We start from the raw sequence: 11524 nt of genomic DNA on the forward strand, positions 1-11524 counted from the left end.
AATGAGCCAATCCGGGTGGATTAGTCCAACCGTGTCACGCGGGGCAATAAGCGAAATGCCATGGCAGGCTCCGCCGTGGCTGAAATCAGGGCTGTACAGCCGCCCGCATGGCTGCCAGCAGGTCCGGCCTGCGCGGGATTTCGTGGCCATCGAGCATCAGCACCTCGCGCATGCACAGGCTGTTGAGGGTGAACAGCGCCCCCGCCCCGCGCAGCATGTCCGGTGTCAGGCGGCGGACATGCAGCAGCCCCGCATCCACCAGCACGCCCCGGGCGGTGCCGGGCAGCGCGCCGTCGGACACCGGGGGCGTGACAGGCTGGCCGTCGATGCAGGCGATCAGCGTGCTGGCGCAGGTCTCGGCCACGTATCCGCCGCGATTGAGCAGCAGCGCATCATCCGCCCCCTGCCCGGCGGCCTCCATGCGCGCGAGGATGGACGGCAGGTAGTTCAGGCTTTTCACACGCGAGAGCACACTCTCCTCATCACGCCGATGGATGGACGTGACCAGCCGGACCGGCCCCTGCGGCGCAATGGCGGATGACGCGGTCAGCAGCAGGGTCGGCGTGACTTCGGGCGGGGGCAGCAGCCCGCGTGGCCCGGTCCCGCGCGTGCAGGTCAGCCGGAGTGAACCGCCCATGAGATGACAGGCGGCCAGCATTTCCGCCACCGCCCCCGCAATCAGGGCGGGATCGGGCGCAGGCAGCATGAGGGTCGCGGCCCCTTCTTCCAGCCTGCGCATGTGCCGGTCAAAATGCCTGACCTGCCCGCCCGAGACACGCATGGTCTCGAACAGGCCATCCCCCAGCAGGAAGCCCCGGTCCGCCGGGTCGATGCGCGCCTGCCCGGCGGGCAGCAGTCGCCCGTTCAGCCAGACAGGCAGGCAGATGGGTGTGGTCATGGGCGCGCGCCCTCCGGCCGGTTGCCGAAAATTGCCAGAAGGGCCGCTATTTTAAGCTGCATTTCACGGTATTCGCGCATCGGGTCGGAATCAAAGGTGATCCCGCCCCCGGCTGCGGCGGTAATATGCCGCCGCGTCATGACCAGCGTGCGGATGATGACGGAACTGTCCATGGCGCCATCATACCCGATCCACGCCACCACGCCGCAATAGGCCCCACGGGGCGAGGCCTCCAGTTCATCAATAATCTGCATGGCGCGGTGTTTTGGCGCGCCGGTAACCGAACCGGGCGGCAGTGTGGCGCGCAACAGGTCCGGCGCATCACAGCCTGCGCGCAGCCGCCCCGTTACCTCCGACACCAGATGATGCACATGGGCGAACCGCTCGACGCCAAACAGTTCGGATACCCCGATACTGCCAAGCATGGCCACGCGCCCGATGTCGTTGCGCATGAGATCCACGATCATCAGGTTTTCCGCCCGTTCCTTTGCATCGTGGCGCAGGGTGTGGGCCAGGGCGTCATCCTCGGCGGCGGTCGTGCCGCGTGGCGCGGTGCCCTTGATGGGCCGGGTGCGGACCGTGCCATCGGGCGCAAGGGAGACAAACCGCTCGGGCGAGGCACTGAGGATGGCCCAGTCCCCATTGCCGGACAGGAACGCACCGAAGGGGGCTGGCGAATTCACACGCAGGTTCCGGTACACATCAACCGGCGCAAGCCCGTCGGGACGCTGCGCGCGCATGCGCCCGGTGATGTTGACCTGAAAGACCTCACCCGCCGCGATCCGCTCCACCGCGCAGGCCACATGCCGCCGGTAGGCCGCGTCATCCTGATCCGCCACAAAACGCACATGGGGCAGGACGGGCGCGGGGGCCGGGGGTGCAACGGCTTCCCACTGCGCGATCAGTTCTGCTGCCCGCGCGGCGGCAAGGCCAGTCGGACTGGCCGTGGCCAGCCATGCCTCCCCCGTCAGGCGGTCAAGGATGAAGGCATGGTCGTACAGACCGAACGCCGCCTCCGGCTCGCGGGCCAGTGCGTGCCGTGTGCCTGTGCCCTCCATGCGCTGGCCCGCGCCATAACCGATAAAACCGATCATTCCCCCGGCGAAGGGCACCTGTGACGGGCATGTCCCGCCCATGGGCAGGCACTGGCGCAGCAGCGTGGTGAGATCCCGCCCGTCGGGCTGGCCATCCAGCAGGCAGCGGCCCGCCTCCTGCACGATGACATGGAGCGGATCACGGCAAATGACCGCCCAGCGCGCCCGCGCGCCCGCTTCCCCCCCGCTATCAAGGCAGGCCAGCCATGGCAGGTGCCCCCACGCGGCCAGAACGGCATCCATGTCCCGCCATGGCAGGGACCACAGCCGGTCGCTATTCATCCGTGGGCGGGTGCATGCTGGCGGCGTAGGTATCCAGCATGGCGCTGACCTCCTGCCCGTCCACGGCTTCCAGCGCGCGGCTGGCCATGCGGCGGCAGTCATCCATCGAGACCGCCCTGATCGCGCGCTTGACGCGTGGCACGGCGGAGGCATGCATGGAAAAGGACCGCAGCCCAAGCCCCACCAGCAGGGGCACCGCCAGCGGGTCGGACGCCATTTCCCCACAGATCGAGACCGGCCTGCGCTGGCGCAGGGCCGCATCCGCCGTCATGCGCACCAGTTGCAGCACGGCAGGGTGGAACGGGTCATACAGGGCGGCCACATCGGTTGCCGCCCGGTCCGCCGCGAGGGTGTACATGGTCAGGTCATTGGTGCCGATGGCAAAGAAATCCGCCTCCTGCGCCATGACATCGGCCATGAGGGCGGCGGCCGGGGTTTCGATCATGACGCCCAGCGGCGGCAGCGGATCGGGTATCTCCACGCCCTTGCGCCGCAGCCTGCGCCCGACGCGGGCATAAATCTCACGCGCGCGGCGCAGTTCCCCCACCGACGAGACAAGCGGCAGCATGACCCGCACCGGCCCCGCGCGGGCCGCGCGCAGGATCGCGGCGAACTGTGTCTCGAGCAGCGTGCGGTGCTGGAGCAGCAGCCTTATGCCGCGTATGCCCAGCGCCGGGTTGGTATCTCCGCCATCGCCAATTCCCGCGCGCGCCAGGGCGTCACTGTTCTTCTCGCTGCCCCAGTCCACCACGCGAATCGTGACCGGATCGCCCGCCATGGCGGTAATCATGGGCTGATAGACCGCTTCCTGCTGGATTTCATCAGGCACGGTTTCGGCGTTCATGAACAGGAATTCGCTACGCAGCAGCCCGATGCCCGCCGCACCGGACTGCGCGATCATGGGCAGTTCGGCCGGAATTTCCAGATTGGCCTGAAGGGTCAGCACCTCCCCGCTGGAAAGCCGCGCGGGCAGGCGGCGCAGGCGGCCCAGCGTCTGGCGTTCACGTGCATAGGCCGCGACCTCCACCCGCGCGGCAGCCGCCGTGCGGGTGGACGGGCGCACGATGACCTGCCCGGTCGTGCCATTGACCACCAGCCGGGTACGCCGCCCCAGTTGCGCCAGAAGCCCGTGCGCCGCCAGCACGGCGGGCACACCCAGTGCGCGCAGCAGGATGGCGGTGTGGCCGGTGCTTCCGCCCTCCTCCGTCACGACGGCGGCAATGCGCGAGGGGTCAATCAGGGCGGCATCGGCGGGGCGTATCTGCTCGGCCACCAGAATGGCGCCATCGGGCAGGGCGGAAAAGGAACGGTAGGGCGTGCCGCTGAGGTTACGGATCAGCCTGCGCCCGATTTCACGGAATTCGCCCGCGCGGCGGCGGGCGGCCACGGCGTCCTCCCCTTCCGGCGCGGGCCTGCCGGGTGGGGCGAGCATGAATTCGGCCAGTGCCTCGGTTTCCTGCATCACGGCGGCTTCGGCCACCATGCCGTGGTCCAGCCGTGTCTCGATCCCACGGCGCAGGCGTGAGGGGCCAAGCATGCGCCGGTACACTTCCAGCAGGGAGCCGATTTCCACCTGCCCGTCTTCCGGCAGCAGCGAAAGGCGTTCATGCAGCCGCACGAGCTGGGCCACGGAACGGCTGACCGCATCATGCAGGCGGGCCCGCTCATGAGCGGGATCACAGTCGCGGCGCGTGGTGTCCACCGCCGGGGCCGCAGGTTCATGCGCGATGGCGGCATAGCCGATCGCGACACCGGGGGAGACAGGCTGCCCTTCCACCCGGACTTCCGCCGGGCGGGCGCGACGGGACGGGCGGCGTTCAGTCGTCTTCATCAAACCCGGCCCCGACCAGCCTGACCAGGGCCGCCAGCGCCTGTGGCCCCTGTGGCCCCTGCGCGATGATGCGGATCGTCTCGCCCCGGCCCGCCCCCAGCATCATGAGCCCCATGATGGAATGGCCGCTGACCGTCATATCGGCATGGATGACATCAATGGACGCATCGAATTTTTCAGCAACCGTCACGAATTTCGCAGCCGCACGCGCATGCAGCCCGCGCTGGTTGACGATCCCCACATCCGCCGTGTGGGCCATGTCCTGATCGCGCGCCATGGGTCAGTCCCCGTGCCCGGCGATGCTGTCGATCCCGTCCACACAGTCCCCCGTGCCGGACAGGCAGGCGGGCGGCAGGTGCGAGGCGACCGAGATGTAACGCCTGCCTGCCGTTTCCGCGCCCACAAGACATTCCTGCATGCTGGCATGGCCGCGCATCTGCGCCAGCTTGACCAGCATGGGCATGTTCACGCCCGCCAGTACTTCCACCCGGTCATTCTTCAGGGCGGAGATCGCGACATTGGAGGGCGTGCTGCCGAACATGTCGGTCAGCAGGATGACCCCTTCACCACTATCCACCGACTCGATGGTTTCAAGCAGGCCACAGCGGCAGGTTCCCGGCAGGGCGGAGGGGGAGACACTGAACACCGCAAGCTGTGCCTGCGGGCCGACCACATGTTCGAGTTCCCCCTTGAGGGTCTCGCCCAGAACGCCGTGCATCACGAACACAAGGCCGATCATGCGTGGTCCGTCCGCTGCGTTGTCTCTGACAGCCCGCGCGGACGGTTGGCCCAGCGCCAGCTGCTCCGGCCCTGACGGGCCAGTTCACGGTGCATGACCACAACCGGCCATGTCTCACGGGACGGATCATCCGCCCCGCGCTGCGCAAGCCTGCGCGCCAGTTCCTCCACAATGGTGACGGAGCGGTGCCGCCCGCCCGAACAGCCCAGCGCGATGGTGGCGTATTTCTTCCCCTCCCGCACGAAACGCGGCAGGACGAGTTCCAGTATCCCCACGATCCGGTCAAGGAATTCAGGATAATCCGGGTCCTGCGCCACATACTGCGCAACATCCGCATCCAGCCCCGTCATGGCGGACAGGGCGGGATCGTAATAGGGGTTGGTCAGGAAACGGGCGTCGAACACCATATCGGCCTCCCGCGGGAGACCGGCGGGAAAGGCGAAGGACATGAGGGCCACCGTCAGCCCGTCCAGACCACCGGCCGACCATTCCCCGAACCGGGCCTCGACAAGCTGCCGCAGTTCGGGCGGCGGCAGGTCGGAGGTGTCGATCACCACATCAGCGGCTTCACGCAGGGGGGATGTCAGCTTGATTTCGGCCTCGATCCCTTCCTTCACGGTGCCATGCGCGGCCTGCGGGTGGCGCCTGCGGGTGGCGGTATAGCGGCTGAGCAGCACGCTTTCCTCGGCCGTGGCGTAAATCAGTTCCGCGCTGAGGGCGGGGTTGACGCGCAGCCGCGCAAGGGCGGCCAGCACGGCGGAGGCATCAAACCCGCGCGTGCGCGAATCCACCCCCACCGCCACGGGCCGTTCGGCGCGGGCGACGATCTCGTCCAGCATGCCCAGCGGCGGGTTGTCGATCACTTCATGGCCCAGATCCTCCAGGATACGGAGAATCGAGGACTTTCCTGCCCCGGACAGGCCGGTTACCAGCAGGATGCGACGGGGAAGGGGCGTATCTTCATGCATGATGTCAGTCACGCAGAACCAGACTTCCGTCAGCCATGTGCCATATGACAGATCGCTGTATCATGACGTGATCGAGACCTTTTTCCTGACCCTGTTCATTCCCTGCAAAGGGCGATAACGACAAAGCGGGCACGGCATCACACCTGCCCTTCATCCAGCAGATGGGCACGCCCCGCAACACAGTCCAGCACCAGCCCGACCCGGGCCACGGCGGATGGCTGCGCGGGATCAAGCAGAAATTCCGGCCTGCCCGTCACCTTATCACATCCCGGCCCGCGCGGCAGGCGCGCAGCATAGCCCTGCGGGGTCACCAGCCTTGCAACGGCGGCAATGCGCACCCGCTCACGCCAGCCCATGCGTATGATCCCGATTCCCCTTACCTCCAGCAGCCCTGCAAGCCGTGGCGGGGCGCTGGCCCAGCCATCATGCACGCATACCCGGTCATCCGCCACAAGGTCATATCCCGCATCGACCAGCCGCAGCAGCAGGTCCGACTTGCCCGCGCCCGATGGCCCGACCAGCAGTATTCCCTGCTCATGCCGCGCCGCGCAGGAAGCATGGATCTGGACCGGATCGTTCATGAATTTAAGACTTATCCGAAAGCGGTCGTTGCGGTGAAATAAAAATTTTTATGGACAAAAGATGACCATTTTGTGATTCTGGGGCAAATGCAAGAAAACATGCTGTTTCGCTCCCCGACAGAAATACAGATCCGGCACCTGACCGGAGCCGACGCCGCAACGGGGGCGTTCCCGCCAGATGTATTCGGCCAGATCCGCCAGGCGCTGGCCGATGGGATGGTGCAGCTCGCCAGCCATGGCCTGACAGCGGACAACGTGACGCGGGTCGTGTTCGTCCTGTCCGAGACCGAAGGGTTCAGCACCTGTTTCCCCCTGCTCAATGACCTGTTCGCCCGCACCTGCCCGGCAACGACCCTGCGCCTGATCGACCACTTTGCCAGTCCCGGCCAGCTTGCCGAAATCGAACTGGTTGCCATAGCGGAGCAGGAAACCGACATCGCATAGCAGAACCGCCCGACCGGGGCGGTTTTTCGTATGAATTCAATATGCAGGCACCGGAAGCACAGGCTTCCACCAGTCATGCACAAGGCTCTGTTTTTTCAGGGGAAGGATGTGGTGGAGCTGAGGGGAATCGAACCCCTGACCTCCTCATTGCGAACGAGGCGCTCTCCCATCTGAGCTACAGCCCCACATCCTGCGCGATAAATACCCGCCCCACCGGGCAAGTCAAGGCCCATTTTCCACCCGCGCGCCTGTTTTCCATCCGCGATGTTCCGTTCATTGCGGTTGTATGCGGGGCGCACGGACACTAGATTCCATTTCCCGTCATCTATGAAAGTTGGCCCGTTGATTTCCATCATCTTTCAGCTGCTGTTTGAACTCGTCCAGCTTTATACATGGGTTGTACTGCTGGCCTGCCTGTTCAGCTTTCTCATCGGTTTTGGCATTCTGGACCCGCGCAACCAGATTGTCTGGAAGATGTCGAATTTCCTCTACCGCATGACCGAGCCTGTGCTGCGCCCGATCCGTAACGTGCTGCCCAATGTCGCCAATATCGACCTCAGCCCGCTCGTGCTGCTGCTGCTCATCCAGTATGTGCTGATGCCGCTCATGGTGCGGGTTTATGGTATGCTCATGGTCGGGTTCGCGTGAATTCCCACCTTCATCACGGGCCGCCTGTTTCTTCAGACATCATTCAGGGAGTTTCCCCCCACATGAAAAAATCAAACCGTTTCCTGACCCTTCTTGCCGCACTGCCCGTCGCCGCGGCCCTTTCGGGCGCGCCCGCGCATGCGCAGGGTCTGGGTGGGCTGACTGGTGGTGGCGCATCGGGTGGCCTGGGCGGCGAAGCGGCTGGCCTGCTTTCGGGCAGCGGGCTCAATATCCCGTCCGTCTCGTCGCTGGCACCGTCCAATGTGACGGGCCTGCTCGGTTACTGCGTGCAGAACAACTACCTGCAGGGCAACAGCCCCACGACGCTGCTTTCATCGCTGAAGCAGAAGGCGGGCCTGGACACCACGACCAGCCAGTACACCAATGGTGAAAAGGGTATCCTTGATACGGGGAACGGCAACACCTTCTCGCTTGCCACGCTCAGCGGCAACCTGAAGCGCAAGGTCACCACCAAGGTGTGCAACGCGGTGCTGAAGCAGGGCCAGTCCCTGCTCTGATCACGCCGGTTGCGTCCGCCCGTTTTCAGAACGGGCGGACAACCACCATGATTACGATAACCATCATGAGAACGGTCGGCACCTCGTTCGCCATGCGGTAAAACCGTTCGGAACGGGTGTTGCGGTCATGGGCGAAATCCCGCCGCCAGCGCGCGCAGGCGCCATGGAACCCGGCCAGCGCCGCCACCGCCGCAAGTTTGGTGGGCCACCACCCCGCATGCCAGTCCACCAGCCCCGGAATACTCGCCAGCGCGCCGCCGAAGATGAAGGTGGAAATCATGGCCGGCAGCATGATGAACCGCAGCAGCTTGTATTCCATCACCTTGAACCGCTCGGATTCCGCTGATCCCGCTTCCACCTGGCAGTGATAGACAAACAGCCGCGGCAGGTAGAACAACCCGGCCATCCATGCAATCAGCGACATGATGTGGAAGGCCTTGAGCCAGAGCATGAACGGGATCAGTGCATTCATTTCCCCCTGTCTCCCGCACTGTCCTGGCTGGTCAGGATGCGCCTGAGCAGCGGCACGAATTCATCCAGATGCGTGATACGCAGCAGGCCGGGCCATGTGGGTGCAGGCAGGTGCGCGGGGCGGAGCAGCACGCAGCCCATGCCCGCCGCCTGCGCCGCGCGGGCGCCGGTTTCGGTATCTTCCAGCACGATACAGGTTTCAGGCGGCACATCCTGCGCCCGTGCCGCCGCCAGATACACCGCCGGGTCCGGCTTGGGGCGTCCCATGTCGCGCGCGGAATGGATGCATGTATCGACAATCAGTTCATCCAGCCCGGTGCGGCCGAATTTCGCCGCCATTTCCATGGCCGAGGAATTGGAGCCGATACGGTAGGGCAGGCCCAGCTTGGCCACTCCCTTCAGCATGGCGGGCGCGCCGTCAATGGTTTCGGCCTCGTTGCGCATGAGCGTGACCAGATTGCGCTGCATCTGCGCAGGCCAGTCATCGGGCAGGGTGATCCCCTCCGCCTGCTCGATCTCATGCTTCAGGGCGGTCAGCGCATGCCCTGCGAAGCGGCGGACCGCATCCTCGTCGCTGATCTCGCAGCCATGTTCACGCACCGAGCGGGCGATCATCCGGCATGATGGTCCTTCACTGTCGATCAGGACGCCATCACAGTCGAATATGACAAGGTTGAGCGCCCCATCGGGACGCAGGGCGGCAGGCAACATGGCTTACACCGCCCGGATGGTCTTGATCAGGTCGCCCACATGCTCGGGCGGCGTGGTGGGAATGACGCCATGGCCCAGGTTGAATACATGGGGCCGCCCCTTCATCGCATCGCGGATGGCACGGGCTTCCTGACGCATCCCTTCGCCCCCGGCAAGGACGCGGATGGGGTCAAGGTTGCCCTGCAGCACCAGCGTTGCGGGCAGCTTTTCCGCCAGGGTCTTCATGTCCGCGCCGGTATCGAGCGCCAGCGCGTTCACGCCTGTCCGCTGGCCATATTCAACCGCCATGATCCCGGCCAGGCGGGGGAAGCCGATGACCGGCACGCCCGGATGGCGGGTGTTGATGATTTCGGTAATCCGGCGCGCCGGTTCAATGACATGCTGCCGGAACTGCGAGGGTGGCAGCAGCCCCGACCAGCTATCGAACAGCATCACCGCCTCGGCCCCGGCCTCGATCTGGGCACAGAGCATGTCGGCCGTCGATGTGGTCAGCAGGTCGATCAGGCGGTTGAAGAATTCGGGGTCGGTATAGGCCAGCCTGCGGGTTTCCTCGAACTCACGCGAGCCATGGCCCTCGACCATGTAACAGGCCACCGTGAACGGTGCGCCCGCAAAGCCGATCAGCGTGACCTGTCCGGGCTGGGCGGGACCGATCGGCTCAGGGCCGTCAACGATCGCGCGCAGCCTCTTGAGCGTTTCCATGACCGGCTGCACCGCCTGCGCCACCCGGCCCGGATCGAGGCGTTCCATATCGGCCAGTGAACGCACCGGCTCCAGCACCGGCCCACGTCCGGCTACGAAATCCAGTGACTGGCCCATCGCCCATGGCAGAATCAGGATATCGGAAAACAGGATCGCGCCATCCATGCCGAAACGCCGGACGGGCTGGAGCGTTATGTCCACCGCCATGTCCGGTGTCATGCAGCGGGTCAGGAAACCGGCTTTTTCACGCAGGGCCCTGAATTCCGGCAGGAAACGCCCCGCCTGCCGCATCAGCCATACCGGAGGTGGCCATGTTGCCTCTCCCAACAGGGTGGCGAGCAGGGGTTTGCGTGTTTCAGTCATCGATCCGTCGTTCTGTTTCATTGTGGCCGGACTATCTCGTACTTTCCGCCGGACGGATAGCGGGCAGGCGCGATGCGCGCGCTCCTTTCAAATCAATAAAAGAAAAGAGAAAGAAATTTTTTGATGTGCTTTAAGCGCTGTGGATGACGGGGTACCCGCACTTCCGAAAATGTACCCCACTTTTCCCACAGAGTGTACAGTTTCCGACTCCAAGGATTCCCGGGGGTCGGGGAAGTTATCCAGATTGTACCGACATAAGCCTGTGTACAACCCACCGCGAATGAAGGTGTACCCGTTGTCCACGGTACTCGGTACGGCGCAGAATTGTTTCGAGTACTGTCCCCATGTACCCCAGTACTCTCACGGGCGGAATTTTACGTTTCACTTCCACAGTACGGAGAAGGCGATGCCGGACGACTCGAATTTAGTACTAAAGGCCGCACCGTTACAGGCGGAGTCGCCCCCGATAGTACTGGCAAGCCGCTCCACAGCGCGCAGGAGCCTGCTGGAATCGGCGGGGCTGAAGGTGCGCTGCATGTCAGCGGATGTGGATGAACCCGCCATTCGCGACCATGCCCGCGCCCGTGGGCTGGATGCGGACCAGACCGCGCTGGAACTCGCGCGGGCCAAGGCGCGCGCGGTCGGTATGGACAGCGGGACAGACAGGGGCGCGATCGTGATCGGGGCGGACCAGATGCTGTCCTTTCAGGGCAGGTGGTTCGACAAGCCTGCAGGCGTGGCGCAGGCGCGCGAGCACCTGCGCATCCTGCGCGGGCGGTCCCATACACTGCATACGGCAGTGGTGATGGTGCAGGACGGGTGCGAGATATGGCGCCATGTCGCCTGCCCGGTGCTGCATATGCGCCCGTTCAGCGATTCCTTTATGGAAAGTTATCTGGCGGCGGAGGGGGAGACGATCCTGTCCTGCGTGGGCTGCTACCGGCTGGAAGGGCCGGGCATCCAGCTTTTTTCACGGATCGAGGGCGAATACGCCGCCATTCTGGGCCTGCCGCTGCTTGCGCTGCTGCGTGCGCTCCGGGCCCGGAATATCATCTTGCAATAAATCGGTTTGCGGGGGGTTGCATTGGCGCGGGGTTACGGTTATACCCCGCGAACCGAAGCACGGTGGGCCATCCCGGTGGCCCGACCGGCAGGAACAGTGGGGCCATAGCTCAGTTGGGAGAGCGCCTGAATGGCATTCAGGAGGTCAGGGGTTCGACTCCCCTTGGCTCCACCAGATTCCACATCTGGTACCCCCACAAAATAAAAATCCA

14 protein-coding genes and 2 tRNA genes are annotated in these 11524 nt (G+C 64.9%); 5 read left to right on the top strand and 11 right to left on the bottom strand.

Annotated features, from left to right (window positions below; all coding sequences use genetic code 11):
- Positions 1 to 85: 85 nt before the first annotated feature.
- The 7 genes from DY926_RS03780 to DY926_RS03810 all read right to left on the bottom strand — a co-directional run bounded on the left by DY926_RS03780 (position 86) and on the right by DY926_RS03810 (position 6393).
- Positions 86 to 898 carry an aminotransferase class IV gene (locus DY926_RS03780; protein WP_116702148.1) on the bottom strand — a complete coding sequence of 271 codons (813 nt, stop codon included), beginning with the start codon at positions 896 to 898 and terminating at the stop codon, positions 86 to 88.
- Positions 895 to 2274 carry an aminodeoxychorismate synthase component I gene (pabB, locus tag DY926_RS03785; RefSeq protein WP_116702149.1) on the bottom strand — a complete coding sequence of 460 codons (1380 nt, stop codon included), beginning with the start codon at positions 2272 to 2274 and terminating at the stop codon, positions 895 to 897. Before pabB ends, DY926_RS03780 begins: the two co-directional genes overlap by 4 nt.
- A complete protein-coding gene (gene ptsP / locus DY926_RS03790; protein ID WP_116702150.1) occupies positions 2267 to 4105 on the bottom strand; it encodes a phosphoenolpyruvate--protein phosphotransferase in 1839 nt (612 codons plus the stop codon). Before ptsP ends, pabB begins: the two co-directional genes overlap by 8 nt.
- Positions 4092 to 4382, bottom strand: coding sequence for an HPr family phosphocarrier protein (locus DY926_RS03795; protein ID WP_241503042.1), 291 nt, complete (start codon positions 4380 to 4382; stop codon positions 4092 to 4094). Before DY926_RS03795 ends, ptsP begins: the two co-directional genes overlap by 14 nt.
- A gap of 3 nt (positions 4383 to 4385) precedes the next feature.
- Positions 4386 to 4844, bottom strand: a complete 459-nt coding sequence (locus DY926_RS03800; protein ID WP_116702151.1) for a PTS sugar transporter subunit IIA — start codon at positions 4842 to 4844, stop codon at positions 4386 to 4388.
- Positions 4841 to 5812: an RNase adapter RapZ gene (gene rapZ / locus DY926_RS03805; RefSeq protein WP_116702152.1), complete on the bottom strand. Its 972-nt coding sequence runs from the start codon at positions 5810 to 5812 to the stop codon at positions 4841 to 4843. Before rapZ ends, DY926_RS03800 begins: the two co-directional genes overlap by 4 nt.
- A gap of 137 nt (positions 5813 to 5949) precedes the next feature.
- On the bottom strand, positions 5950 to 6393 hold the full coding sequence (locus DY926_RS03810) for an HPr kinase/phosphorylase (RefSeq protein ID WP_116702153.1): 444 nt from the start codon (positions 6391 to 6393) through the stop codon (positions 5950 to 5952).
- A 99-nt stretch (positions 6394 to 6492) separates the two neighbouring features.
- Between DY926_RS03810 and DY926_RS03815 the strand changes: the two genes are divergently transcribed.
- Positions 6493 to 6837: a RidA family protein gene (locus tag DY926_RS03815; protein ID WP_241503043.1), complete on the top strand. Its 345-nt coding sequence runs from the start codon at positions 6493 to 6495 to the stop codon at positions 6835 to 6837.
- 109 nt (positions 6838 to 6946) lie between these two features.
- On the opposite strand, the gene DY926_RS03820 is transcribed toward DY926_RS03815, so the two are convergent.
- Positions 6947 to 7022: transfer RNA gene (locus DY926_RS03820), tRNA-Ala, on the bottom strand.
- A gap of 142 nt (positions 7023 to 7164) precedes the next feature.
- On the opposite strand from DY926_RS03820, the gene DY926_RS03825 reads away from it, so the two are divergent.
- Together DY926_RS03825 and DY926_RS03830 are read left to right on the top strand one after the other, a co-directional pair.
- On the top strand, positions 7165 to 7485 hold the full coding sequence (locus DY926_RS03825) for a YggT family protein (protein WP_116702155.1): 321 nt from the start codon (positions 7165 to 7167) through the stop codon (positions 7483 to 7485).
- 62 nt (positions 7486 to 7547) lie between these two features.
- Positions 7548 to 8003, top strand: a complete 456-nt coding sequence (locus DY926_RS03830) for a YjjA family protein (protein ID WP_116702156.1) — start codon at positions 7548 to 7550, stop codon at positions 8001 to 8003.
- 25 nt (positions 8004 to 8028) lie between these two features.
- Here the strand turns inward: DY926_RS03830 and hemJ are convergent, their stop codons facing one another.
- Genes hemJ through hemE form a run of 3 tightly spaced genes read right to left on the bottom strand, consistent with a single transcriptional unit; the run spans position 8029 to position 10250 of the window.
- A complete protein-coding gene (gene hemJ / locus DY926_RS03835; protein WP_116702157.1) occupies positions 8029 to 8475 on the bottom strand; it encodes a protoporphyrinogen oxidase HemJ in 447 nt (148 codons plus the stop codon).
- On the bottom strand, positions 8472 to 9185 hold the full coding sequence (locus tag DY926_RS03840) for an HAD family hydrolase (RefSeq protein ID WP_116702158.1): 714 nt from the start codon (positions 9183 to 9185) through the stop codon (positions 8472 to 8474). The genes hemJ and DY926_RS03840 overlap by 4 nt, the downstream gene beginning before the upstream one ends.
- Before the next feature lie 3 nt (positions 9186 to 9188).
- Positions 9189 to 10250 (bottom strand): uroporphyrinogen decarboxylase, encoded by a 1062-nt coding sequence (gene hemE / locus DY926_RS03845; protein ID WP_116702159.1) that lies wholly within the window; start codon positions 10248 to 10250, stop codon positions 9189 to 9191.
- A 406-nt stretch (positions 10251 to 10656) separates the two neighbouring features.
- On the opposite strand from hemE, the gene DY926_RS03850 reads away from it, so the two are divergent.
- Positions 10657 to 11313, top strand: a complete 657-nt coding sequence (locus tag DY926_RS03850; protein WP_241503044.1) for a Maf family protein — start codon at positions 10657 to 10659, stop codon at positions 11311 to 11313.
- Between the two features lie 98 nt (positions 11314 to 11411).
- Positions 11412 to 11487, top strand: a tRNA-Ala gene (locus tag DY926_RS03855).
- Positions 11488 to 11524 lie beyond the last annotated feature (37 nt).

Origin of the sequence: Komagataeibacter melaceti (assembly GCF_003403295.1) — a bacterium.
Classification (GTDB): Bacteria; Pseudomonadota; Alphaproteobacteria; order Acetobacterales; family Acetobacteraceae; genus Komagataeibacter; species Komagataeibacter melaceti.